The 24,478-nt window shown below is 74.1% G+C and carries 18 protein-coding genes; 8 read left to right on the forward strand and 10 right to left on the reverse strand.

The genetic code is table 11. The features are described from left to right. Positions 1–187: 187 nt before the first annotated feature. The 7 genes from ABZ948_RS32725 (at position 188) to ABZ948_RS32755 (ending at position 6,883) form a co-directional block, all read left to right on the forward strand. The gene (locus ABZ948_RS32725) at positions 188–316 is read left to right on the forward strand and encodes a hypothetical protein (protein WP_359765688.1); all 129 of its coding nucleotides are present in this window, start codon (positions 188–190) and stop codon (positions 314–316) included. Further along, positions 313–402 (forward strand): K(+)-transporting ATPase subunit F, encoded by a 90-nt coding sequence (kdpF, locus tag ABZ948_RS32730; protein ID WP_009326374.1) that lies wholly within the window; start codon positions 313–315, stop codon positions 400–402. The genes ABZ948_RS32725 and kdpF overlap by 4 nt, the downstream gene beginning before the upstream one ends. 1 nt (position 403) lies before the next feature. After that, entirely contained in the window at positions 404–2,083 is a 1,680-nt protein-coding gene (kdpA, locus tag ABZ948_RS32735) for a potassium-transporting ATPase subunit KdpA (RefSeq protein ID WP_359765690.1), read from the forward strand. Continuing rightward, a complete protein-coding gene (kdpB, locus tag ABZ948_RS32740; protein ID WP_359765692.1) occupies positions 2,080–4,158 on the forward strand; it encodes a potassium-transporting ATPase subunit KdpB in 2,079 nt (692 codons plus the stop codon). The genes kdpA and kdpB overlap by 4 nt, the downstream gene beginning before the upstream one ends. A 5-nt stretch (positions 4,159–4,163) precedes the next feature. Continuing rightward, the gene (locus tag ABZ948_RS32745) at positions 4,164–4,796 is read left to right on the forward strand and encodes a potassium-transporting ATPase subunit C (protein ID WP_359765694.1); all 633 of its coding nucleotides are present in this window, start codon (positions 4,164–4,166) and stop codon (positions 4,794–4,796) included. Positions 4,797–4,867: 71 nt separating this feature from the next. Further along, the gene (locus ABZ948_RS32750) at positions 4,868–5,533 is read left to right on the forward strand and encodes a hypothetical protein (protein ID WP_359765696.1); all 666 of its coding nucleotides are present in this window, start codon (positions 4,868–4,870) and stop codon (positions 5,531–5,533) included. Positions 5,534–5,704: 171 nt separating this feature from the next. Next, positions 5,705–6,883 (forward strand): Rieske 2Fe-2S domain-containing protein, encoded by a 1,179-nt coding sequence (locus ABZ948_RS32755; RefSeq protein ID WP_359765698.1) that lies wholly within the window; start codon positions 5,705–5,707, stop codon positions 6,881–6,883. Between the two features lie 16 nt (positions 6,884–6,899). On the opposite strand, the gene ABZ948_RS32760 is transcribed toward ABZ948_RS32755, so the two are convergent. From ABZ948_RS32760 to ABZ948_RS32785, 6 genes are all read right to left on the reverse strand, one after another. Then, the gene (locus ABZ948_RS32760) at positions 6,900–7,208 is read right to left on the reverse strand and encodes a hypothetical protein (protein ID WP_359765700.1); all 309 of its coding nucleotides are present in this window, start codon (positions 7,206–7,208) and stop codon (positions 6,900–6,902) included. Positions 7,209–7,223: 15 nt separating this feature from the next. Further along, positions 7,224–7,637, reverse strand: a complete 414-nt coding sequence (locus ABZ948_RS32765) for an SRPBCC family protein (protein ID WP_359765702.1) — start codon at positions 7,635–7,637, stop codon at positions 7,224–7,226. Positions 7,638–7,703: 66 nt separating this feature from the next. Next, positions 7,704–8,684, reverse strand: coding sequence for an NAD-dependent epimerase/dehydratase family protein (locus tag ABZ948_RS32770; RefSeq protein ID WP_359765704.1), 981 nt, complete (start codon positions 8,682–8,684; stop codon positions 7,704–7,706). Continuing rightward, entirely contained in the window at positions 8,681–10,276 is a 1,596-nt protein-coding gene (locus ABZ948_RS32775) for an AMP-binding protein (protein WP_359765706.1), read from the reverse strand. Before ABZ948_RS32775 ends, ABZ948_RS32770 begins: the two co-directional genes overlap by 4 nt. Next, complete coding sequence (locus tag ABZ948_RS32780; RefSeq protein WP_359765708.1) at positions 10,273–11,196, reverse strand: alpha/beta fold hydrolase; 924 nt, start codon at positions 11,194–11,196, stop codon at positions 10,273–10,275. The genes ABZ948_RS32775 and ABZ948_RS32780 overlap by 4 nt, the downstream gene beginning before the upstream one ends. Before the next feature lie 17 nt (positions 11,197–11,213). Next, entirely contained in the window at positions 11,214–12,218 is a 1,005-nt protein-coding gene (locus tag ABZ948_RS32785; RefSeq protein ID WP_359765710.1) for a 3-oxoacyl-ACP synthase III family protein, read from the reverse strand. Between the two features lie 183 nt (positions 12,219–12,401). Between ABZ948_RS32785 and ABZ948_RS32790 the strand changes: the two genes are divergently transcribed. Next, positions 12,402–19,775, forward strand: a complete 7,374-nt coding sequence (locus tag ABZ948_RS32790) for an SDR family NAD(P)-dependent oxidoreductase (protein WP_359765712.1) — start codon at positions 12,402–12,404, stop codon at positions 19,773–19,775. 59 nt (positions 19,776–19,834) lie between these two features. Here ABZ948_RS32790 and ABZ948_RS32795 read toward each other — a convergent pair whose 3' ends face one another. The 4 genes from ABZ948_RS32795 to ABZ948_RS32810 form a co-directional block, all read right to left on the reverse strand. Then, complete coding sequence (locus ABZ948_RS32795) at positions 19,835–21,649, reverse strand: ABC transporter ATP-binding protein (protein ID WP_359765714.1); 1,815 nt, start codon at positions 21,647–21,649, stop codon at positions 19,835–19,837. A 184-nt stretch (positions 21,650–21,833) separates the two neighbouring features. Next, entirely contained in the window at positions 21,834–22,166 is a 333-nt protein-coding gene (locus ABZ948_RS32800) for an STAS domain-containing protein (RefSeq protein ID WP_359765716.1), read from the reverse strand. Beyond that, positions 22,163–23,584 (reverse strand): PP2C family protein-serine/threonine phosphatase, encoded by a 1,422-nt coding sequence (locus ABZ948_RS32805; RefSeq protein ID WP_359765760.1) that lies wholly within the window; start codon positions 23,582–23,584, stop codon positions 22,163–22,165. Before ABZ948_RS32805 ends, ABZ948_RS32800 begins: the two co-directional genes overlap by 4 nt. Further along, positions 23,584–24,387, reverse strand: a complete 804-nt coding sequence (locus tag ABZ948_RS32810) for an alpha/beta fold hydrolase (RefSeq protein WP_359765718.1) — start codon at positions 24,385–24,387, stop codon at positions 23,584–23,586. The genes ABZ948_RS32805 and ABZ948_RS32810 overlap by 1 nt, the downstream gene beginning before the upstream one ends. Between the last annotated feature and the right edge of the window lie 91 nt (positions 24,388–24,478).

Consider the following 24,478-nt stretch of genomic DNA (forward strand, 5'->3'; position numbering starts at 1 on the left):
CCGGGCGGCCCGATCCGTCCGCGGGGCGTCGGCGCCGGTGACGTACTCACTGATCGCCCTGTGCTGCCTGCTCTTCCTGGCAGGGCCCGCCCCGGCCGCCGCCGGGGACGTCAGGGATCCGTCAAAGCCGAGGGCGCGGCCGTATGGGAGCCGTCAACGAGCGGCCTGATCCGGCCGGAGAGGCGTTTTGCTTCAGTCGTCCCTCTCACCGCACCTCACTCAGGAGTTCGCGATGGCCGACCTGGCCTTCGTCGTCACCGTGGTCGCCGGTTTCGCACTGGTGGCTCTCGTCGCCAAGGGGGTGACGAAGCTGTGACCGCCGAGAACGTCGTCGGCCTCGTCGTCGCCGTCGCCCTGCTGGGCTATCTCGTCCTCGCCCTGATCTTCCCGGAGAGGTTCTGAGATGGGTCCCGTCCTCGCCGGAGTGCTCCAGCTGCTGGCCCTCATCGGCGCGCTGGCGCTGGTCCACGTCCCCGCCGGCACCTACATGGCCCGGGTCTACTCCTCGAAGAGGCACCTGCGGGTGGAGAAGTGGATCTACCGGGGCATCGGTGCCGACCCGGACGCCGGCATGACCTGGACCGCGTACCTGCGCGGGGTCCTCGCCTTCTCGGCCGTCGGCGTCCTGTTCCTCTACCTGCTCATGCGGCTCCAGGGCATCCTGCCCGGCTCGCTCGGCTTCGCCTCGGTCGGCCCGGCGCAGTCCTTCGACACGGCCGTGTCGTTCGTGACCAACACCAACTGGCAGTCGTACTACGGCGAGCAGACCATGGGGCACGTCGTGCAGACCGCCGGTCTCGCCGTGCAGAACTTCCTGTCCGCGGCGGTCGGCATGGCCGTCGCCGTGGCGCTGGTGCGGGGCTTCGCGCGGTCCCGGACCGGCGAACTGGGCAACTTCTGGGCGGACACGGTGCGCGGTGTCACCCGCGTCCTGCTGCCGGGCGCCTTCGTCGCGGCGCTCGTGCTCGCCGCGTGCGGTGTGATCCAGAACTTCTCCGGCATCCACGAGGTCGGGCAATTCTTCCATGGGCACAGCATGGGTAGCCCGCAGCAGTGGAACGGCGGCGCGGTCGCCTCGCAGGAGGCCATCAAGGAGCTGGGCACCAACGGCGGCGGCTACTTCAACGCCAACTCCGCCCACCCCTTCGAGAACCCGACGCCCTTCACCAACCTCTTCGAGATCTTCCTGATCCTGGTCGTCCCGTTCTCGCTGACCCGCACCTTCGGGGTCATGGTCGGCTCGGTCAGGCAGGGCTACGCGATCCTCGCCACGATGGTCACCATCTGGCTGGGCTTCGTGGCGCTGATGATGTGGACGGAGTTCGCCCACCACGGTCCGGCGCTCCAGGCCGCGGGCGGGGCGATGGAGGGCAAGGAGGTCCGCTTCGGCATCGGCTCGTCCTCGATCTTCGCGGTGTCCACCACTCTGACCTCGACCGGCGCGGTGGACTCCTTCCACTCCTCCTTCACCGGCCTCGGCGGCGGCATCACGATGCTCGGCATGATGCTGGGCGAGATCGCGCCCGGCGGAGTCGGATCCGGCCTCTACGGCATGCTGATCATGGCGGTCATCGCGGTGTTCATCGCCGGCCTGATGGTCGGCCGCACCCCCGAGTACCTGGGCAAGAAGATCGGCGCGCGGGAGATGAAGCTCGCCGCCTGCTACCTCCTGGTCACCCCGGCCCTGGTGCTCGTCTGCACGGCGGTCTCCATGGCGCTGCCGACACCGCCGCACTCCATGCTCAACCCGGGCGCGCACGGCTTCTCGGAGGTGCTGTACGCCTTCACCTCCGCCGCCAACAACAACGGCTCGGCCTTCGCCGGCCTGAACGCGAACACCGACTGGTACAACACCACGACCGGACTCGCGATGCTGCTCGGCCGCTTCCTGCCCATGGTCTTCGTCCTGGCGCTGGCCGGCTCCCTCGCCGGGCAGCGGCCGGTCCCGGTCACCGCGGGCACCCTGCGCACCGAGAAACCCCTGTTCACCGGTTTGCTGGTCGGCGCGGTGCTGATCATCACCGGTCTGACGTACTTCCCCGCCCTCGCTCTGGGCCCGCTCGCGGAGGGACTGGCCTCATGACCACGCGCACCGAACCGGTGCCCCGCCAGGACGCGCCGACGGAGCACGAGCCGCCACAGGGCCGTGTGGGCGCGGGCCTCTTCGAACCCCGGCAGCTGCTCACGTCCCTGCCGGACGCGTTCCGCAAGCTCGACCCCCGGACGATGGTCAAGTCGCCCGTGATGTTCGTGGTGTGGGTCGGGTCCGTGCTGACCACGGTCTTCTCCTTGGACGACCCGGGCGACTGGTTCGGCTGGACCATCAGCGCCTGGCTGTGGCTCACCGTGATCTTCGCCAACCTGGCCGAGGCGGTCGCCGAGGGCCGGGGCAAGGCGCAGGCCGCCACCCTGCGCCGGGCCAGGACCGACAGCGTGGCGCGCCGGGTGGACGGCACGGTCGTTCCCGGCACCGAGCTGAGGGTCGGCGACCTGGTCGTCTGCGAGGCCGGGGACGTCATCCCCGGCGACGGTGACGTCGTCGAGGGCGTCGCGTCGGTCGACGAGTCCGCCATCACCGGTGAGTCCGCCCCGGTCATCCGGGAGTCCGGCGGCGACCGCTCGGCCGTCACCGGCGGTACGAGGGTGCTGTCCGACCGGATCGTCATCAGGATCACGACGAAGCCGGGGGAGACCTTCATCGACCGGATGATCGGCCTGGTCGAGGGCGCGGCACGGCAGCGCACACCGAACGAGATCGCGCTGAACATCCTCCTCGCCTCGCTGACGATCGTCTTCCTGCTCGCCTGCGCCACCCTGCCGCCCTTCGCGGACCACGCCGGTACGCACCTGACGATGGTGGTGCTGGTCGCCCTGCTGGTGTGCCTCATCCCGACCACGATCGGGGCGCTGCTGTCGGCGATCGGCATCGCGGGCATGGACCGGCTGGTGCAGCGCAACGTGCTCGCCCTGTCCGGTCGTGCCGTGGAGGCCGCGGGCGATGTGTCGACGCTGCTGCTGGACAAGACCGGCACCATCACGCTCGGCAACCGGCAGGCCGCCGCGTTCGTCCCCGTGCGCGGTGTCACCGAGGCCGAACTGGCCGCCGCCGCACAGCTGTCGTCGCTGGCCGACGAGACGCCCGAGGGCCGTTCCGTCGTCGTCCTGGCCGAGGAGGCGTACGGACTGCGCGACCGCGAGCCCGTCGGCGCCCAGTGGGTCGCCTTCACCGCGCAGACCCGGATGTCGGGCGTCGACGCCGACGGCCGCAAGATCCGCAAGGGCGCCACGGCCTCGGTCACTGCCTGGGTCCTGGCGCGGGGCGGCACGGTCGCCGAGGACGCGGACGGGATCGCCCGCCGGATCTCCGAGGCGGGCGGCACCCCGCTCCTGGTCGCGGTCGAGGACGCCGACGGCGCCCGGGTGCTGGGCGTCGTCCACCTCAAGGACGTCGTCAAGGCCGGCATGCGCGAGCGGTTCGGCGAGCTGCGCCGCATGGGCATCAGGACCGTCATGATCACCGGCGACAACCCGCTGACGGCGAAGGCGATCGCCGAGGAGGCGGGCGTCGACGACTTCCTCGCCGAGGCCACCCCCGAGGACAAGATGGCCCTCATCAAGCGCGAACAGGCGGGCGGCAAGCTGGTCGCGATGACCGGTGACGGCACGAACGACGCGCCCGCGCTCGCCCAGGCGGACGTCGGCGTGGCGATGAACACCGGCACGTCGGCCGCCAAGGAGGCCGGCAACATGGTCGACCTCGACTCCGACCCGACCAAGCTCATCGAGATCGTCGAGATCGGAAAGCAACTCCTCATCACCCGGGGCGCGTTGACGACGTTCTCCATCGCCAACGACGTCGCCAAGTACTTCGCGATCATCCCGGCGCTGTTCGCGGCGGTCTACCCGGGCCTGGACAAGCTCAACATCATGCGGCTGTCCTCGCCCGACTCCGCGATCCTGTCGGCCGTCGTGTTCAACGCGCTGATCATCATCGCGCTCGTACCGCTGTCGCTCAGGGGCGTGCGGTACCGGCCCACGAGCGCCGACCGGCTGCTGCGCCGCAACCTCACGGTCTACGGCGTCGGCGGGCTGATCGCGCCCTTCGTCGGCATCAAGCTCATCGACCTGCTCCTCTCCCTCATACCCGGGATCGGCTGACCGCCATGAACACCGCCCTCACGAACACCGCCCGGTTGCTCGGGGCGGGCCTGCGCGCCCTCCTCGTGCTGACCCTGGTCACCGGCGTCATCTACCCGCTGGCCGTCACCGGCATCGCACAGGGGCTGTTCCCCGGCAAGGCGAACGGCTCCGAGATCAAGGCGGACGGCAAGGTCGTCGGCTCGTCCCTCATCGGGCAACAGGGCTACAGCCTGGACTACTTCCAGCCACGCCCGGCGCACGGCCTCGGCGAGAACTCGGTCAACACCCAGTACAAGCTGATCCTTTCGGGCGCCACCAACCTGGCCGCCGACAACCCCGCACTCGTGCAACAGGTCGAGGACGCCAAGGCCGCGGTCATCAAGGAGAACTCGGTGCCCGGCCACCCGGTCAAGGCCTCCGAGATCCCGCCCGACGCGGTGACCTCGTCCGGCTCGGGCCTGGACCCGGACATCTCCCCGCAGTACGCCGCCCTCCAGGTCCACCGGGTCGCCGAGCGGAACGGCCTGTCCATCGCGGAGGTCCGCCGGCTCGTCGACGCGCACACCGAGGGCCGCACCCTGGGCTTCATGGGGGAGCCGCGGGTGAACGTCCTGCGACTCAACATCGCGCTGAGGGACCTCGTGGCGAGGAGGTGACGCCGCCGCGCGGGGACCGGAAGGCGCGCCTTTCCGGGGCCGTGAGCCGGGCGTGATGAGAGGGTTGCTTCATGTCCATCTCAACGTCCGGCCGACGGGTCCCGCTGACCGCCGCGGCCCTCGTCCTCGCCGCGGGCCTCACCCTCACCGCCTGCGGCGAACAGCGCGCACCCAGCGGCTCAGGGGCGCCTTCACCCAGCGCCGGGGGAGCCTCGCCCAGTACCACGGGGGCCTCGCCCAGTACCACGGGAGCCTCACCCAGCGCCGCGGGGGAATCGCCCAGCGCCGCGGGAGCCTCGCCGTACGTGGAGCCGGGGGCCGGTGACGGGGCCCCGCACTACCACGAGAACAACGCCCACCGGCAACCGGGCGAGATGTCCCCCGCCCACGCCCGGGACGCCGAGCGCGAGGCCGACCGCATCAGGCCGGTGCTCAAGCGGCTGTGGGAACAGCGCACGTGGGACCCCGCGTCGGTGCGGACGGCCCTGCTCCGGCTCGGCTACGAGGAGGAGCGCGTCGCCCGGGACGGCACCCGGCTCGGCGGGACGCTCACCGTCACGGGGATGCGCTCGCGCTACGAGAACGGCGGCTACGTCACGCCGGAGGGGGCGATGGTCGGACTCCGCGTCCACGACGACGCCTGCGTCACGGCCTTCGTGCAGAAGACGAACTTCGAGGCACGCGCCAACGGCCCCTACATGGAGAGCGGCTGCTTCCCGCCGCCCTTCGCCCACTGAGCGCTCGCCGGGCACCCGGCGACGGGGCCCCTCACCCGTCCGTACGCGCTGTGCAGGGCGCGCACGGGACGCGGCCCCCAGCATGGAGGATGCCGGGACGCCCGCGTCGGCGGGTCGGTGATGCCTGAGGGGACGGGCGGCTGCCCCGCCCGGTACGCGCGAGGGAGAGGTATGACCGACACCGACAAGGCCGAGACCCTCTCCGCCGAGGCCGAGGCCGAGGCCGAGGCGGGAACCGGCCGGCTCGCGCGGCAGCCCGCACCGGCCCCCGGGGTGCCCGACCTCCGGCGCGTCGGGGCGAACCCCGACTTCTGGTACCCCGTCGCCCGCTCGCGGAGCGTGCGCGGCAAGCGGGCGTTCGCGACCGCCTTCGCCGGCGAACGCATCGCGCTCTACCGCGGCGAGAGCGGCACGGTCCACGCCCTGGAGGACCGGTGCGCCCACCGGCAGGTGCCGCTCAGCATGGGCGTCGTGGAGGGCGACACCCTCCTGTGCTGCTACCACGCCTGGGCCTATCGCGGGGACGGCCGCATCTCGCGGATCCCCTACCTGTCCAAGGCCGACGGCCGGCCGCCGCGCGGGGTGCGCGGCTACCCCGTCCGCGAGGCGTACGGCCTGGTGTTCGTGTTCCCCGGCGACCCCGGCAAGGCGGCCACCACCCCGCTGCCGGACCTGCCGGCCTTCGGCTCACCCCGGTACCGGACCATGACCTACTCCCGGACGGTGCGCTGCCACTACTCGTTCATGCACGAGAACCTGCTCGACATGAACCACCAGTTCCTGCACCGGGGCGTCGTCGGCCGGCTCCGCCCGGAACTGCTGGACCACCGCAGCGACGCGCGGTCGGTGGAGGCCAGGTACCTGTTCACGCACGCGGGCGGGAAGCGGAACCGCGGCGCGAGCCTGCTGGCGGCCGAGGGCATCGGCGGCAGCGACTCCACCGACGTCATGACCATCCGCACCGAGTACCCGTACCAGACACTCGACCTGGTCCCGGAGAACGCCGAGCGCCCGGCCTTCCGCCTCTGGGCCGCCTACGTGCCCGAGGACGCCGAGCAGCGCACCTGTCACACCTACGGCCTGCTCATGATCGAGAAACCCCGGATGCCCGGTGCGCTCCACCTGGCGTGGCCGTTCATCAGGCGCTTCACCGAGCGGGTGTTCGCCGAGGACCGCATGGCCGTCGAAGCCGAGCAGCGGGCCTGGGACGAGCAGGGGGAGGACCGCAACCACGAGGTGTTCTCCCTGATCCTGGACGTCCGCGAGGTGCTGCGCGGCAACGGCGTACCGCTGCGGGCCCCCGCCTGCGGCACGGGCTCGCCCCGATGCCTGGACGCCACCGGCGGATAGGCCGGCGGGCGCCGTCTCACGGCCGGGGACGGGTGCGGTGCCAGCGGCGGCGGGCGTCGTGGCCGCGGCGGCCGGCGACCGAGGCGCAGCGCGGGCACTGGCGCCGCACCCGGTCCGCCGCGCCCCCGGACTCCGGGAAGGTGTCCGGCCAGCCGACGTGGGGGAAGCGGACCAGCTGGGAGCGGCTCAGGGCGAGCCCGCACACGGTCTCGTTGCGGCCCGGTTCCCAGGCGTGCACCTCCCCGGAGGGCAGCCGGCGCCGGCCCTCCTCCTCGTCGGTCCACTGCCCGGACGCCGCGACCGCGTACTGCCTGACGCGTGCCATGGCGCCTCCCGCCGCTCAGCCGGCCGCGTGGTCGACGCGCAGCCGCACCTGCTCCTCCAGACGCCCGAGGCTGGTGTCCAGCGCCTCGCCGACAGCCTGCTCGCCGGGGTCGTGACTGTCGTCGAAGAACGACAGGTGGACCGTCACCTCGCTGGCCCCGCTGCCGACGCCCGCGACCTGGAGCCAGCCCGCGTAGGCCCCCTGGTCGCGGGTGCCCCACTCGAGCCGCATCTGCTCGCGCCGGGCCTGAAGCAGGGCGGAGGTGTCCTCGTCGGTGCGGTCCTCGTGGACGGTGACGGCGGGCAGGTCCTCGGCCCGCACGTGCAGGGCGTCCGGCAGCCAGCTGTCCAGCCGGCCGACGTTCGCGGCCTCGTCGAAGACCTGCTCGGGCTGTGCGGGCATCGTCCGTGAACGTTCGTACTCGGTCATCGCGCTACCGGCCTCGCCTCGGGATGGGACAGCCCACCGCGTTCCCGGCCCGGCCGGGCCCAAAACTCAGGAAGCCTCCGACAGCGCCGTGATGCCCGCGTCGAAGGTGATCGGCGGTTCGAACCCCAGGTCGCGCCGGGCGGCTTCGACGCTGAACCAGTGCGGATGCAGCAGCTCGGCGACGAGGAAGCGGCTCAGGGCGTGGGTGCGGGCAAGTCCGGTCAGCCGCAGGGCGGACTCGCAGGCCGTCGCGGCGGCCCGGGCCAGCGGGCCCGGCACGGCGCACCAGGTGGCCTCGATCCCGGCCGCCCGCAGGAAGTGGGCGGTGATCTCGCGCAGCGGGCGGGGTTCGTCCTGGGTGATGAAGTAGGCGCGGCCCCCGATGGGGCGGCCCTCCCGGAGTCCGTCCAGGGCGAGCAGGTGGGCGTGGGCGGCGGTGTGCAGATGGGTCGTGTCGACGAGGTTCGTGCCGTCGCCGGGCATCACCAGCCGGCCCGCGCGCACGGCCCGTGCCAGGGACGGGGCGAAGTGCGGGTCGCCGGGCCCCCAGATGATGTGGGGGCGCAGCACGATGGTGGCCAGGCCGGGGGAGTGGGCGGCCAGGACGAGCGCTTCCGCGTGCGCCTTGGTACGCGGGTAGGCGGCCAGGTGCCGGTCGGGGTAGGGGCAGCGTTCGTCGGCGTCGCGCAGGCCGCCGGGCCGGAAGACGACGCTGGCGGTCGACGTGTGGACGAGCGTGCCGACGTGGTGGGCGCGGCACTGGTCGATGACGTTGCGGGTGCCGACGACGTTGGTCCTCCAGTACGGCGCGAGCGGCCCGCTGACCCCGGCGAGGGCGGCGTTGTGGATCACGGCGTCGCAGCCGGCGACCGCGCGGGAGACGGCGGCCGGGTCGGCCAGGTCTCCCTGGTGGTGCCGGACCCCGAGGCCGTCCAGGGCGGGGCTGGGGCGGCGGCCGAGGGAGGAGACCTCGGTGCCGCGGGCGACGAGCCGGCGGCAGATCTCCTGCCCCAGGAAGCCGCTTCCGCCGGTGACCAGGACCCTCAACGCCGGCCTCCTTCGGCGTACGCGGCGAGCCGGGCGCGGTCGATCTTGGAGTTGTGGCGGATGTCGGTCGGGAAGTGCGGGCGGAAGAGGACGGTGCCGATGCTCCGGGCCTGCGGATGCCCGTCGAGGGCGGCGCGCAGCGCGTCCACGACCGCCTCCTTCCGCGCGCCGCGCTCCGGTTCGACGCAGAGCACCGCCCGCTGCCGCCCGGCGGGCCCGACCCCGACGAGGGCGGTGCGGCGGACGCCGGGGGCCGTGTCCGCGGCGGCCTCGATGTCCTCGGTGGTGAGGGTGAAGCCCGCGCCGGTCACGAGGTGGGCCGTGCGGCCGAGATACCAGAGGCGGCCGTCGTCGTCGAGGCGCCCCAGGTCGCCGGTGCGATGCCACAAGGCCCCGTCCGCGACCGTCTTGGCGGCGTCCGTGGCGTCGGGGCGGGCGTGGTAGGCCGGGCTGACCACGGGCCCGGCGACGGCGATCTCCCCGAGCCCCGTCCCGTCCGCGTCGAGGATCCGGGCCCTGACACCGGGCAGGGGACGGCCCAGACAGGTGCCGGCGTGCCCCGGCGGCGGCTCGGCGCGCAACGCGCCGGCGTCGCTCGCGGCGACCGGCAGGCACTCGGTGGCGCCGTAGACGCTGAGGATCTCCGCCCCGGGCGGCAGGGCCTTCGTCAGCATCTCGACGAGGCGGGGGCGCAGGGGCGCGCCGAAGGACAGCACCCGCCGGACCGAGGGCAGCGTCAGGCCGTGGCGGACGCAGTGCCCGGCGATCAGGGCGAGGACCGCCGGTGAGCCGAGGACGATCGTCGCCCGGTGGCCCAGGAGGGGCCCGACGAGGTACCCCGGGGGCGTGCGGGCCGGGGCCAGATGGTCGACCTGCGGGGCGACGGTCGTCAGGCCGAGCAGCGGACCCAGCGCGGCGAACGGCAGGAAGCAGGACAGCAGTACGTCACCGGGCTCGGCGCGGAGCACGGCGTCCAGGGTCGCGAGCTGTCCCGTCAGGGTCGCGTGGTGGTATTCCACGCCCTTGGGCTGCCCGGTGGAGCCCGAGGTGAAGGCGATCATCGCCAGGTCGTCCGGCCGCGGACCCGGGGCGTCCGGCCCCGGGACGTCCGGCGCCGGGCCGCCGCCGTCCGGCACCGCCGACGGCAGGCCCTCGCCCAGCAACCGGCCCCGGCCGGGGAAACCGCGGCCGGTGACCAGGGCCGTACGGACCCGGCCGCGACCCCAGCCCAGGGCCCGCCGCGCCACATGGGCCAGGGGCTCCCCGATGAACACGCCGGGGGCGATCTCGTCCAGGCAGCGCCGCACCTCCGCGCGCGGCTCGATCAGTACGGGGACGGCGCCGAGCGAGACCAGCGCGTAGACGGACGCCACGAGTCCGTAGGCGTCCCGCGTCATGACCACGGCCTTGTCGCCGCGCCGTACCCCGGCCGCCCGGAGCGCGTCGGCGGTGCGGCGGCAGCCGTCCAGCAGTTGGGCGGCCGTCACCTCCTCGGTGCGCAGGGTGCCGGCGCAGCGCACGAGCACGGTCGCCCGCGGGCACTCGGTCAGCCGGGCCAGGCGGGTGAAGACGCTGTCGGGTGCGACGGTCATCGCTGTCCTCGCAGGAAGTCGCGGATGTGGACGCCGAGTTCGGCTCCGGCGTCGTCCATCACCAGATGGCCGGCGCGGGGGAAGCGGTGGACGGTGGCGTGCGGGTGGCGGCGGATCCACTCGGCGAGGACCAGCGGCGTGAAGACCGGATCGCGCATGCCCCAGCCGATGAACATGGGCAGCCGTCCGGGGTCGTCCGCCCCCTCGGGCGGGGTGAGCAGCCGCCACGCCGCGTCCCCGGGGTTCCGGGGGATCGCGCGGACGAACTCCGTGATCGCCCGGCGGTTGTCGCGGCGGAGATGGGGCAGCAGGTAGGCGCGCCGCTCGGCGGCGCTGAGCCGGTGGGTCACGCCGAGCCGGACCGTGGCCCGGGCGAAGGCGTTGGTGGCGTGGACGGCGGCGGCCACCGGCCGGTGGTCCCGGATCCAGCGCAGGTAGAACGGCAGGCGGTACCCCTCGGGCCAGGGGAAGGCGATGGTGTTGAGGACCACCAGGCGGGAGACCACCCCCGGGTTGCGCAGGAGCCAGGCGAAGCCGAGCGGGCCGCCCCAGTCGTGCACGACGAACGTCCAGCCCCGCGGCGGGACGCCCTCGTCACGGACCAGGTGGCGGTAGAGGGCGTCCAGATGGTCCAGTTGGTGCAGATAGCGGCCCGTCGGGTCGGACGGCGACGCCAGGTGCTGCGACAGGCCGAGGCCGGGCAGGTCCGGGGCCAGGCACCGGGCGTGCGGGACGAGCGTGGGCAGCAGTTTGCGCCAGGCGTAGCTCCAGGTGGGGTTGCCGTGCAGGAACAGCAGCGGCGCGCCCGTGCCCACGTCGAGGTAGTGCTGGCCGGTCGAGGGAACGAGCCGCCAGTGCTCACGCGCCGGGTAGCCGGGCAGCAGTTCCTGCAGGACGGAGGTGCGCGTGGCGGCGGACATGCGCCGGTTGTCGGCGGTCACCAGCGGACCAGCGCCAGACCGAAGCTCATGCCGCTGGCCAGGCCGAGCATCGCCACGGTGTCGCCGGGCTCGATGCGGTCGGTCTCCCGCGCCTTGACCAGTTGCAGCGGCAGGGACGCCGCGGCGCAGTTGCCGTGCTCGGCGACGGCGGGCATGCACCGGTCGGCGGGCAGGGGGAGCCTGTCGACCATCTCCTGGTAGTGCGGCACGCCGATCTGGTGGAAGGCGATGAAGGCGCTGGAGCGGACCGCGTCCAACTCCCGCTCCGCCGCCTGCCGCAGGAACGAAAGGCCCTCCACCGCGGTCGTGCGCAGCAGGTCGCCGTTGAGGCGGATCGTCAGGTGCTCGTCGTCGAACGCCCGCGGGTGCATGGAGCCGCCGCCGCTCACCGTGCAGGCGTTCCAGGCGGTGGAGTCCGCCGCGAAGCGCAGGGTGAGCACCCCGGGGTCGTCGTCCCCGGCGGGCCCGGCGGTCAGGAGCAGGGCGGCGCCGGCGTCGGAGACCGTGTAGCCGGGCATGGCCCGCAACAGGGCCTCGTGGTCAGGGACGTGCCAGCGCGTGACCATGGATCCGACCTCGCCGCAGGTGATGAGCACCGTGCGGTAGCGGCGCATGGCGATGAACGCCGTCGCCACCTCCATGGCGTTGAGGACGCTGTTGCAGGCGTTCTTCACGTCGAACACCGGGCAGGTGGCGCCGAGTTTGGCGGCCACCAGGTGGCAGGTCGACGGTTCGAGCATGTCGTGGCAGGTGGCGGCGAACAGCAGCAGATCGACCTGGTCGATCGTCGTCCCGGCCTCGGCGAGGGCCTTGCGGGCGGCCGAGACCGCGAGGTCCGAGGCGCACACCCCCTCCTCGCAGGCGTGCACCCCGCGCACGCCGGTGATGTCCTCCAGCAGGCCGGGCGGCGGGACGTAGGGGCTTCCGGCGGCGGCGATCCCGGCCCGGATCTCCTCCATGGTCCGGAAGCGGGACGGCAGATGGACGGCGACGGCTGTCAAGCGGGCACGCGGAGCTTCGAGCACCGCGCCACCGTAACGGCCGGTCACGCACTGTGACCTGACGATCACTCGTGTGGTGGACCGGGATCACACCCAGGGGTGAAACAAACCTTGGCCGCCGCGCCGCCAGGGCAGTGTCTCTCCGCTCGAACCGACGAACGCTGGGCAGCAGGGGGGCAGTTCATGGCGGTGGGACGGGACGACCGGTCGGTGGCGGTGGTGGGCATCGGCTGCCGGCTGCCGGGTGGGATCACCGGCCTGGACGGGCTGTGGGCGGCGCTGCGGGACGGGCGCGACCTCGTCGGGGAGATGCCGCCGGACCGGTTCCCCAAGGACCGGTTCGTCGATCCGGGGGCGGTCCGGCCGGGCCGCAGTTACACCGCCGCCGGCGGCTTCCTCGACGACATCGCGTCCTTCGACGCCGCCTACTTCGGCATCTCGCCCAAGGAGGCGGCCCATCTCGACCCGCAGCAGCGGCTGCTGCTGGAGATGGCCGCCGAGGCGCTGGACGACGCCGCCCTCCCCGCGGAGGCGCTCGCCGGGTCCGACACCTGCGTGTACGTCGGCGTCTCCGACCCGGCCTACGGCACCGTCCTGTCGATGCTGGAGGACCACACCAGCCCGCACACCATGCCCGGCGCCACCCTGTCCATCGCGGCCAACCGCCTGTCGTACGCCTTCGACCTGCGCGGCCCCAGCATGGCCGTCGACACGGCCTGTTCCTCGTCCCTGGTGGCGCTGGACCGCGCCTGCCGCACCCTGCGGGAGGGCACCAGCCGCGTCGCCCTGGCCGGCGGTGTCAACGTCCTCATGAACCCGTTCTCGTTCGCCGGGTTCTCCTACGCCGGGATGCTGTCGCGGCGCGGCCGGTGCGCGGCCTTCTCCGCCGAGGCCGACGGCTTCGTGCGGGCCGAGGGCGGCGCGGTGCTCGTGCTGAAGCGGCTGGCGGACGCGGTGGCCGACGGCGACCGGATCCACGCCGTCCTCGCCGGCACCGGCAGCAACTGCGACGGCCGCACCACCGGCATGACACTGCCCAGCTCCCAAGGGCAGGAGGCGCTGTTGCGGGCGGTGTGCGAGGAGGCCGGCATCGGCCCGGACGACCTCGTCTACTTCGAGGCGCACGGCACCGGCACACCGGTCGGCGACCCCGCCGAGGCCCAAGCCGTCGGCCGGGCCCTGGGCACTCGGCGCGGCGCCGGGCCGCTGCCCATCGGGTCGGTGAAGTCCAACCTGGGCCATCTGGAGCCCGCCGCGGGCATGGCCGGACTGCTCAAGGCGATCCTGGTGCTCCGCCACCGGACCGCACCCGCCTCCCTGCACGCCCTGCCGCTCAACCCCGCCATCGACTTCGACGCCCTCGGCCTGGCACCCACCGTCACGCCGGTCGAACTGCCCCGCACGGCACGGGCCGCGGTGGGGGTGAACTCCTTCGGCTTCGGCGGCGCCAACGCCCACGCCGTCGTCGTACCACCCCCTCCCGGGCCGCCCGCGCCGGAGCCGGTGGACCGGCCCGTGCCGGTGGTGGTCTCCGCGCGGTCGCCCAAGGCACTGCGGGAGTTGAGCACGCGCATGGCCGAACGACTGCGCGGCGCGGCACCGGAGGAGTTCTACGACCTCGCCCGCACCAGCACACTGCGGCGCAGTGCCCACCCGCACCGTGCCGCCGTGCTGGCCGCCGACGCGGGGCAGGCCGCCGAGGCGCTGGAGAACCTCTTCACCGACGCGCCGGCCGCCGGGGCCGTGACCCGCGGGGCCGAGCGGGGCGCGGTGGCGTTCGTCTACTCCGGCAACGCCTCCCAGTGGCCGGGGATGGCCGCCGACCTGATGGCGGGTGAAGCGGTCTTCCGCGCCGCCGTGGAGGAGGCCGACGCCGCGCTGGCCCCGCACCTGGGCTGGTCGGTGGCGAAGGAGCTGGAGCGCCCCACCGCGGCACGCTGGGCGCGCACCGAGATCGCCCAGCCGGTGCTGTTCGCCGTGCAGACGGGCCTGACCGCACTCCTGGCCGCCCAGGGACTGCGCCCCGCCGCGGTCGCCGGGCACAGCGTCGGCGAGGTGGCCGCCGCCCGCGCGGCCGGGGCGCTCACCCTGGAGCAGGCGGCGCTGGTGCTGGCCCAGCGCAGCCGCACCCAGGCCACCACCGCCGGCCGGGGCCGCATGGCCGCCGTCGGGCTGGCCGAGGACGCGGCCCGGGCGGAACTGGCGCGCTTCGGCGGGGCGTTGGAGATCGCCGGGATCAACAGCGACCGCGACGTCACGGTGGCAGGCGACCCCGACGCGCTCGCCGCCCTCGGCGCCGACCTCACGGCCCGGGACGTCTTCTTCCGCGAGCTGGACCTGGACTACGCCTTCCACAGCCGCGCCATGGACCCCATCGAGGAACCGTTGTGCGCCGCCCTCGCCGGCCTGGCCCCCGGCACGGCACGGGTGCCGTTCGTCTCCACCGTCACCGCGACCCCGCTGACCGGCCCGGAACTCGACGCGTCGTACTGGTGGCGCAACGTGCGCGAACCCGTCCGCTTCGCCGAGGCCATGGCACGGCTCGCGGACGAGAGCGTCGGCATCGTCGTGGAGATCGGGCCGCACCCGGTCCTGCGCCCGTACCTGCGCCGTACGGGCCTGACGTACGTGCCGACACTGCACCGGGACGGGGACGGGCCGCGCGAGGCCACGGCCGCCGTCGCCGCCCTGCTCGCGGCCGGCGCCGACGTGGACTGGCAGAGGCACTTCCCGCACCCCGGCCGGGTCGCCGACCTGCCCGCCTACCCCTGGCAGCGCGACCGGCACTGGCACAGCTCCCCGCAGGACCTCGTCCTGCACACCAGCGGCACCGGAGCGCTGGACCACCCCCTGCTCGGCGAACGCCTGCCCGCCCCCCACCCCCTGTGGCACGGCGGTGTCGAACCCCAGATCGTGCCCTGGCTGGGCGACCACCGGATCGGCGGCGACGTGCTGATGCCGGCCGCCGCGTACGTGGAGATGGCCGTCACGGCCGGACAGCGGGCGCTGGACCGCCCGGTGGAGGTGCGGCACCTGGAGATCGCCCGCCCCTTCGCGATCGCGTGGCCCGACCCGGCGGGAGCCGCGGTCCAGACCGCCGTCACCCCCGCCGACGGCATCCTCACCATCAGCACCCGGGACACCCGCGACACCGAGGTCCAGCCGGCCGCCCGCGCCCAGGTACGCACCCGGCTGGGCAGCGCCCCCGCCCCGCTGGACATCGCCGCGCTCAAGGCCCGCTGCCCCCGCACCCTCACCGGCCCCGACTACTACGAGCACTGCCACCGCGTCGGACTGGACCTCGGCCCCGGATTCCGGCTCCTGCGCACCCTGGACGTCGGCGACGGCGAACTCCTCGCCCGGTACCGGCTCGACCATCCGGCCGACGGCTACACGGTCCACCCCGTCCTGCTGGACGGCCCCCTGCAGGCCACCGTCGCCCTGGCCGACCAGCCGACCCGGGAGGCCGCGAGCTATCTGCCCTCGGCCTTCGGGGCGGTACGGGTCTGGCGCACCCCCGCCCAGGAGGGCGTCGTCCACCTGCGGCGCCGCAGCCGCAGCGCCAACGAGATCTGCTGGGACATCACCTACGCCGACCTCGACGGCACCGTCAGCGCCGAGATCGACAAGTGCCGCACCCGGCGCGCCCGCGTCTCCGACCAGGCCCCGCTGACCGTCCAGCGCACCGTCCTGCGCGCGGCCCCGCACCCCTCGACACCCGCCCCGCCGTCCCCGCTGCCCCCTCCGGCCGACCTGGCCGAGGCCGCCCGGGACCGTATCGCCGCCGCCCGCGCCGCCTGGGAGGACAGCGGCCACGCGGCGTTCACCGCCGCCGCCGAACGAGCCGGCGCGACCCGCTGGGCAGCGGCCCTGCGCGGCCTGACGCCCCACCCCGACGCGCCGTTCACCATGGCGGACCTGGTCGGCCGGGGCCTGGCACCGCGCCACCGCAGGCTGGTGCGCCTGATGCTGCCCCTGCTGGCCGAGCACCACCTGGCGCAGGGCGACGGGGACACCTGGCGGCTGACCGGCGTCCCGGCCTGCCCCGAGGAGTCGCTGCGGAGCCTGGTGGCGGAGCACCCGCGGTTCGGCCCGGCCGCGCTGCTGATCAACAGTCAGCTGCGGCAGCTGCCCGAGGTGCTGCGCGGCGACGTCGACCCCCGCGACCTGCTGACCGTCGGGGAGCACTTCCTCGAACAGTGGCAGGAGACCGCACCCGCCCACCGCTACACCCACCGCGTGGTGCAGGCACTGCTCGAGCGGATCGTCCACCACTGGCCCGCCGACCGCCCGCTGCGCGTCCTGGAAGTGGGCGCGACCACCACCGCCCTGACCGCCGCCGCACTGCCGCTGCTCCCGGCCGACCGCACCCACTACACCTGCACCGCCCCCTCCAACGCCCCCTTCGCCCGCGCCCGGCACCGCTTCGCCGCCTGCCACTTCATCGACCACCGCACCCTCGACCCGGACGCCGACCCGGCCGTCCAGGGCTTCGCACCGGCGAGCTTCGACCTCGTCCTGGCCGGCGACGCCCTGCACACCACCGCCGACCTGGCCGCCACCCTGGGACACCTGCGCACACTCCTCGCCCCCGGCGGCCACCTGCTGGCCACCGAGCGGCACCACGACCGGCTCGACGCCCTGCTGCTGGGCGGACTGGAGTCCTGGTGGAAACGCGGTGACCGGGACCTGCGCCCCACCACCCGGCTGCTGCCCGGCGACGCCTGGCCGCCCCTGCTGGAGCGGTGCGGATTCACCTCCCCCTGGCAGACCGGGCCCACGGACCACTCGGTCGTGGCGGCCGCCGCACCGTCCGCTCCGGCGACCGAACCCGCCCTGCCCGGACCAACGCCGGACACGGCCTGGATCGTCGCCACGGAGACCGACGCCGAGACCCCGACCGCACGGGAACTGGCCGCCCTGCTCGGCCCGGCGACGGTCCTGACCGCGCGCGCCGACGCCGACGCGTGGACGGCGGCCCTGCCCGCCGGGGCCGCGCCGCGCATCGCGCTGCTCCTCGCGGAGGCCGACCCCCGACAACTCGTCGCCCGGACCACCCACCGCGCCGCCGTCCTGCGCGCCCTGGCCGCCGCCTGCCGTCCCCTGCCCGAGGACCGCGCACCCCAGGTGTGGCTGGTCACGCGCCCCACCGGCCTGTTCCCCGCCCCGGAACGCCCCGCGCACCCCGAGGACGCCGCCGTCTGGGGCGCCGCCCGCACCCTCGCCAACGAACAGCCCGGCCTCGGACTGCGGCGCGTCTCCCTCGACCGCACCACGGACCCGGCCGCCGACGCCCGGCGCCTGGCCGTCGAACTGCTCACCCCGGGCCCCGCCCAGGACGGGACCGACGGCGCGGACGAGGACGAGGTCGTCCTCACTCCGGCCGGCCGCTTCACCCCCCGGCTCGTCGAGTACCCGGCCGACGAGCCGCCCGCCGTCCCCACCGGCGCCCCCTACGTCCTGGAGGCCCGCGATCCCGGCCCGGCCCGCCGCCTGGTCTGGCGGGAGACGGCCGTCCCCGAGCCCGGCCCCGGGGAAGTCGCCGTCGAGATGCGCGCCGTCGCGCTGAACTACCGCGACCCCCTGCGCGCCAACGGCCTGCTGCCGCCCGAAGCCGTGGAGGACAGCCCCCTCAGCCGCGGACTGGGCACCGACGGCGCCGGGATCGTGTACGCCGTCGGACCCGGAGTCACGGACTTCGCGGTCGGCGACCGGGTGTGCGGCGCCGTCCCCGCGGCCCTCGCCTCCCACGCCGTCACCTCCGACTACGCCCTGCTGAAGATCCCCGACGGCATGAGCTGTACCGAGGCGGCGACCTTCCCCGTCGCCTTCCTGACGATCCACCACGCCCTGGTCACGCAGGCGCACCTGGCAGCCGGGGAGACGGTGCTCGTGCACGGCGGCGCCGGAGCCGTGGGCCTGGCCGCACTGCAGTGCGCCCACGCCCGGGGCGCCCGCGTCATCGCCACCGCCGGCACCGAGACCAAACGGAACCTGCTGCGCAGCCTCGGCGCCTGGCACGTACTCGACTCACGCAGCCTGGACTTCGTCCCGCGCGTCCGCGAACTCACCGAAGGGCGCGGCGTCGACGTCGTCGTCAACTCCCTCAGCGGTGAGGCGATCGCCCACGGCCTGGACCTGCTGCGCCCCAACGGCCGCTTCGTCGAACTGGGGAAACGGGACATCTACCTCAGCAACACGCTGCCGCTGCGCCCCTTCGACCGCAGCCTCACCTTCATCGGCTTCAACCTCGACCACGTCGTCCTGGACCGGGAGCGCGGCGCCCGCCTCATCGCCGACCTCGTCTCCCACATCGACCGCGGCGTCTACCGGCCGCTGCCGCACACGGTCTACCCGGCAGCCCGGGTGGAGGAGGCCTTCCAGGTCCTCCAGCACTCCCGGCACATCGGCAAGGTCGTCGTCTCCTTCGAGGACCCGCTCGACGAGCCCGTCCCCGTCCGGCCCGCGCCCCGCGGGCCCGCCCTGGACGCCGACGGCACCTACCTCGTGACCGGCGGCGTGAGCGGCTTCGGCGCCGCCACCGCACGGTGGCTGGCCGACCACGGCGCCCGGCACCTGGCGCTGGTCTCCCGCCGCGGACAGGCCGCCCCCGAAGCCCCGGCCCTGCTGGCGGAGCTGGCCCGGCGCGGCGTCCACGCCACCGCCCACGCCGCCGACGTCACCGACGAGGCGGCGCTGCGCCGGGTCGTCGACGCGGTCGACGCCACCGGCCACCGGCTGCGCGGTGTCGTCCACGCCGCGATGCACCTCGACGACGCGCCGCTCGCGGACCTCACCGACGACCGGTTCACGGCCGTCCTCGCCCCCAAGGCCGACGGCGCGGCCCGGCTCCACCGCCTCACCGCGGAGCACGAACTCGACCTTTTCCTCACCTACTCCTCGATCGCCGCCGCCGTCGGCAACGCCGGCCAGGCCCCCTACGCGGCCGCCAACGCCTATCTGGAGGCCCAGGCCCGCGCTCGCCGCGCCCAGGGGAGGCCGGCCACGGCCCTCGCCCTCGGCCCGATCGGCGAGACCGGATACGTCGCCCGGCACGCCATCGGCGACGCCATGGCCGAACGGGGATTCCAGCCCCTGTCCGTCGCCGAGGCCCTCGCCACCGCCGACGGCCTGCTCGGGCAGGGCGCCGACGTGGCGGGCATCGGCCGCTACCGCTGGGGCCGCGCCCGCCGCCTGCTGCCCGCCCTGGCCACGGCCCGCTTCAGCGGCGTGGTGCCGGCGGACGCCGCCCCCGACCCGGAGGGCCGGGCGGACCTGCTGCGGGAACTGTCCGCCCTGACACCCGACGACGCCCGGGCCGCCATCACCCGCACCCTGACCCGGCTGCTCGCCGCCGTCCTGCACAGCGACCCCGACGAGCTGGACCCGGCCCGGCCGGTGACCGACTTCGGCCTCGACTCGCTGCTGAGCACCGAGTTCCTGGTGCGGGCCGGCGAGCACTTCGACGTCCGCCTCGCGGCCGCCGAGCTGATGAGCAGCGACCGGACCCTGAACCACTTCGCCCGACTGGTCCACACCCGCCTGGACCTGACATGACGCCAGAGGCTCCCGGAGGCCGTCCCCCCGAGGGCGGGGAGACGGCCTCCGGGCCGGCGCTACAGCACCTCGGCCCGCCCGGCGGTGTCGTCGAGGAACCCGCCCGACTGGTGCTCCCACAGCTTCGCGTAGGCCCCGTCGAGCGCGAGCAGCTCCTGGTGCGTGCCCTGCTCGACGATCCGGCCGCGGTCGAGGACGACCAACTGGTCCATGCCGGCGACCGTGCTCAGCCGGTGCGCCACCACCAGCGCGGTCCGCCCCTCCATGAGCCGCCACAGCGCCTCCTGGACGAGCAGCTCGCTCTCGGAGTCCAGGGCGCTGGTCGCCTCGTCGAGCAGCAGGATCGGCGCGTCCCGCAGGATCGCCCGGGCCAGCGCCACCCGCTGGCGCTGACCGCCGGACAGCTTCACGCCCCGCTCGCCGACCATGGTGTCGAAGCCGTCCGGCAGCGCCTCGGCGAACTCCGTGACGTGCGCCGCCTCGGCCGCCCGCCGGATCTCGGCGTCGCCCGCGTCCGGGCGGGCGAACGCGATGTTCTCCCGCAGGGTGCGGTGGAACATCGCCGGATCCTGCGGCACGTAGGCGATCTGACCGCGCAGGTCGGCCTGGCGCAGCCGGCTGATGTCCTGGCCGCCGACCAGGATGCGGCCGCCGTCGATGTCCGTCATCCGCAGCAGCAGCCGGGTCAGCGAGGTCTTGCCGCCGCCGGACCGGCCGACCAGGCCGAGCTTCGTCCCGCTCGGCACGGTCAGGTCGAGCCCGTCGAACAGCGGCCGGCCACCCCGGTGCGCGAACGTCACCTTCTCGAAGCGCACGTCGGCGGCCCGGGGCCGCAGCGGCTCCGGGGCCGGCGGGTCGAGCACGGTCGGCGGGGTCAGCAGCAGCTCAGTGAACTGCGCCGCCTCCGTCATCGAGCTCTCCAGCCGGCGGTAGATCTGGTTGAACTCGAACATGATCCGGGTGGCGTTGTTGTAGTAGGCGAAGGCGACCACGATCGCCTCCACACCGTGCGCGCCCCCGCCGAGCATGACCGCCAGCAGCAGGCCCATGGCGTTGGTGAGCACCGACATCGGCGCGACCAGGGTGTCGATGCGCAGGTTGCCGTAGTCCCACGACCGCATGGTGAGCCGGCGCGAGATCGCGACCCGGGCCCGGTGCTCGGCGGCCTCGCGCTCCTCCGCGGCGAACGCCCGCACCGTGTCCATGTTCATCAGGCTGTCGGCGACATGGCCCGACACCCGGGCGATCGCCTCCTCACGCTGGTCGACGAGGACCTGGCGGCGCCGGACGAGGGGCACCACCAGCACCGCCGTCAGCGTGATCATCACCAGCAGGCCGACGACGAGCAGCGGTTCGTAGCGCCACAGCACCACCGCGCCGAACGCCAGCGGCACGAAGCTGCCCACGATCTGGAAGGTCACCGTGTCGACGAACTGCTCGAAACGGGAGGCGAAGCTGAGGACCCGCTTGGTCAGCGAGCCGGCGAAGTTGTCGTGGAAGAACGCGGCGTCCTTGGCGAACAGCTCGTCCATCCCGATCACGTACAGGTGCTCGATGCCGAGGGCGTCGAGCCGGTTGAGGCAGTGCAGGGCGACGCGCCACAGTGCCTCCGCGAGCAGCAGGACACCGGCGAAGCCGAGCACGTACGGCAGTGCCGAGGAGACGGTGACGTCCCCGGCGCCGGCCATGTCGCCGACGAGCTTGGCGACGATCAGCGGCGCGACGTAGTTGATTCCGATGTTGCCCAGCGCCGAGAGCAGCATCGCGGGAGCCGTCCACCGGCGGAGCCGGGTCAACTCCCGTCCGTAGTAACGAAGTGCGAGAAGTACCGAGCGCTTGCCCGGCTGGACCCTGCGTGTTCCAGGCGTTTCCATCCCACCCCTGTGTCGTCCTGTGGCCCGCCGCCACGCGCTGTGTGCGGGCAGGGGCCATCGCCGCAACGGATGTGTGGATTTCGGTTCGAGTCCGGAAGTGTCCCGCGAGCGCGACCGCGCAGTCCAAGTGTTTTCCGGCCCGGCGGTGGTGTCCGGGGAGCGCCAAGGGGCACGGCGGGCGGACTCAGGACGCGGGGTCGCTGTGCGGGCGCAGGGTGAAGACCTGGTCGAGACCGACGAGGGTGAGGACCCGCAGCAGGTGCGCCGGCACGGCGGCGAGGACGGCGTCGGTCTCGGCGGCCAGGGCGTGCTGGCGGGCGGCGAGGAGGGCGGTGATGCCGGAGGAGTCGCAGAACTCCAGCCCGGACAGGTCGAGGACCAGGCACTGTCCCGGCGCGAGGGGCAGAAGGCCGATCCGGCGGCGCAGTTCGGGGGCTTGGTCGAAGTCCAGGTCGCCGGCCACGCGCAGGACGGGGCCGGTCGCGGTGGAGCGGTGGTCGATGGTCAGCGGCTTCATGAGGTGGGGCTCGTGGTCGGGCGTGTCGGGGACGGGGCGGCGGGGACGCCGAGGGCGAGCAGGGCGGTGTCGTCGTCCAGACCGTCGCCGAAGCTCTCCAGCAGCCCGGTCAGCGCGGTGATCACCTCGCGTGGTCCGGCGGGGGCGTGACCGGCGCCGAAGGCCCGCAGGGCGTCCTCGCCGTACAGGTCGTCGCGGCCGGGGCCGGTACGGGCCTCGGTGAGGCCGTCGGTGTACAGCACCAGCGTGTCGCCGGGGGCCAGCACGGTCTCCGCCGTGCCGATCGGCGCGCCGGGCAGGATGCCGACGAGCAGGCCGCCGGGGGTGGGCAGGTACTCGGCGCTGCCGTCGGACCGCAGGACGAGCGCCGGCGGGTGGCCGCCGGAGGCGATGCGCACGGTCACGGACCCGTGCTCGCCGCCGGGCTCGACGACACCGATGACGCAGGTGCAGTACCGCGGGTCGCCGCCGGCGGTGTACCGGTCGTGCAGCACGGCGTTCAGCGTGGCCAGGGCCGAGGCGGGCTCCGGATCGTGGTGCGCGGCGGCCCGGAGGGTGTAGCGGGTCAGCGAGGTGAGGGAGGCGGCCTCGGGGCCCTTGCCGCACACGTCGCCGAGGAAGAACGCCCAGCGGCCGCCGGCGACGGGGAACAGGTCGTAGAAGTCGCCGCCGAGCTGGTCGGGCGCGGCCGTGTGGTAGTGCACGGCCGTCTCCAGGCCCGGCACGGCGGGCAGCGAGTCCGGCACGAGGGACTGCTGCAGGACGGCGAGCGCGGCGGCCAGCCGGGTCCGGTCGGCCTCGGCCTGCCGCCTGGCCTCGTCCGCCTCGGCATGGGCCCGCTCGGCCTCGGCACGGGCCCGTTCCGCTTCCGCCCGGGCGCGTTCGGCCTCGACGCGGGCCTGCTCCGCCTCGACGCGGGCCTGCTCGGCCTCGGCTCGGACCCGCTCGGCCTCCTTGCGGCGCCGCAGCAGTTCCTCCTCGTAGGAGCGGCGGTCGGAGGCGTCGAAGACGGTGGTACGGATCAGCAGCGGCTCGCCGCCGGTGCCGTGCTTGACCACGGCCGAGACCAGCACGGGCAGCCGGCCGCCGCCCTGCCTCCGCATCTCCAGGGCGACACCGCGCAGCTCGCCCTGCATGCGCAGCAGCGGCGCGAAGTGCGTCTCGTGGTACAGCCTCCCGCCGACGGTGAGCAGGTCCGCGAAGCGCCTGTGGCCCACCACGGCCTCGCGCTCCAGGCCGAGCCAGTCCAGCAGCGTCGCGTTGATCTTGGCGATGGTGCCGTCCATCATCGTGGACAGATAGCCGCACGGCGCCGACTCGTACAGGTCCTCCGCGCTGTCCTCCAGCAGCGCGGTGAACGCCGCGTCCGTGCCGGCCCCGTTCCCCGCGGGGTCCGGCACTCCGCCGGCGCGACACATCACCGCCGTGACTCCAGGAAGTCGAGGATCGCCTCGGCGGTGGCCTCCGGCGCGCTCAGTTGCGGGCAGTGCCCCGTGGCGGCGAGCGTGACGAGGCGGGAGGACGGGATCGCCGCGTGCACGTAGGCGCCGACCTCGCGGGGCGCGATGGCGTCCTGCTCGCACTCCAGCACCAGGGTCGGCACGGACACGCTCTTGAGGTCCTCGCGGCTGTCGGTGAGGAAGGTCGTACGGGCGAAGACCCGGGCGATGTCGGGGTCGGTGGCGCAGAAGCTGTTGGTCAGCTCCCGGCCCAGCTCCGGCCGCTCCGGATTGCCCATGATCACCGGGGCCATCGCGGACGACCAGCCCAGGTAGTTCGCCTCCAGGGAGTCCAGCAGTTCGTCGATGTCCGCCGTGCTGAAGCCGCCGCGGTAGCCCTCGTCGTCGATGTAGCAGGGCGAGGGCGTCACCATCACGAGCGCCCCGATCCGCCCGGGCGCGGCCTGCGCCGCCAGCACCCCGACCATGGCGCTGACCGAGTGCCCCACGAACACCGCCCGCCGCAGATCCAGCTCCTCGCACACGTCGACGACGTCCGCGGCGTAGCCGTGCAGCGAGGCGTACCGCTCCTCGCTCCACGCCGACAGGTCCGAGCCGCCGGAGCCGACGTAGTCGAACAGCACGACCCGGTACCGCTCCGCCAGCGCGGGCACCACCAGGCGCCACATGTTCTGGTCGCAGCCGAACCCGTGTGCCAGCAGCAGCACCGGTGCGTCGCCGCGACCGGTGACCTTGACGTTGTTCCGGCGGCGGATGTCCATGCCCCCATGATCCCACCACACCCGGGACCGTCCCACGGCAGGCTCCTGAACAGCGCGATCGTCCTCCCCGAAGCCCGAAGCCCGAAGCCCG

The organism is Streptomyces olindensis (assembly GCF_040645895.1).
GTDB classification, from domain to species: Bacteria; Actinomycetota; Actinomycetes; order Streptomycetales; family Streptomycetaceae; genus Streptomyces; species Streptomyces olindensis.

What these genes read in the sequence shown, in the direction of transcription:
- kdpA (WP_359765690.1), top strand. Translation starts at nt 404, where the DNA reads ATGGGTCCCGTCCTCGCCGGAGTGCTCCAGCTGCTGGCCCTCATCGGC.
- kdpB (WP_359765692.1), top strand. Translation starts at nt 2,080, where the DNA reads ATGACCACGCGCACCGAACCGGTGCCCCGCCAGGACGCGCCGACGGAG.
- ABZ948_RS32745 (WP_359765694.1), top strand. Translation starts at nt 4,164, where the DNA reads ATGAACACCGCCCTCACGAACACCGCCCGGTTGCTCGGGGCGGGCCTG.
- ABZ948_RS32750 (WP_359765696.1), top strand. Translation starts at nt 4,868, where the DNA reads ATGTCCATCTCAACGTCCGGCCGACGGGTCCCGCTGACCGCCGCGGCC.
- ABZ948_RS32755 (WP_359765698.1), top strand. Translation starts at nt 5,705, where the DNA reads ATGACCGACACCGACAAGGCCGAGACCCTCTCCGCCGAGGCCGAGGCC.
- ABZ948_RS32760 (WP_359765700.1), bottom strand. Translation starts at nt 7,208, where the DNA reads ATGGCACGCGTCAGGCAGTACGCGGTCGCGGCGTCCGGGCAGTGGACC.
- ABZ948_RS32765 (WP_359765702.1), bottom strand. Translation starts at nt 7,637, where the DNA reads ATGACCGAGTACGAACGTTCACGGACGATGCCCGCACAGCCCGAGCAG.
- ABZ948_RS32775 (WP_359765706.1), bottom strand. Translation starts at nt 10,276, where the DNA reads ATGACCGTCGCACCCGACAGCGTCTTCACCCGCCTGGCCCGGCTGACC.
- ABZ948_RS32780 (WP_359765708.1), bottom strand. Translation starts at nt 11,196, where the DNA reads ATGTCCGCCGCCACGCGCACCTCCGTCCTGCAGGAACTGCTGCCCGGC.
- ABZ948_RS32790 (WP_359765712.1), top strand. Translation starts at nt 12,402, where the DNA reads ATGGCGGTGGGACGGGACGACCGGTCGGTGGCGGTGGTGGGCATCGGC.
- ABZ948_RS32795 (WP_359765714.1), bottom strand. Translation starts at nt 21,649, where the DNA reads ATGGAAACGCCTGGAACACGCAGGGTCCAGCCGGGCAAGCGCTCGGTA.
- ABZ948_RS32800 (WP_359765716.1), bottom strand. Translation starts at nt 22,166, where the DNA reads ATGAAGCCGCTGACCATCGACCACCGCTCCACCGCGACCGGCCCCGTC.
- ABZ948_RS32805 (WP_359765760.1), bottom strand. Translation starts at nt 23,584, where the DNA reads ATGTGTCGCGCCGGCGGAGTGCCGGACCCCGCGGGGAACGGGGCCGGC.
- ABZ948_RS32810 (WP_359765718.1), bottom strand. Translation starts at nt 24,387, where the DNA reads ATGGACATCCGCCGCCGGAACAACGTCAAGGTCACCGGTCGCGGCGAC.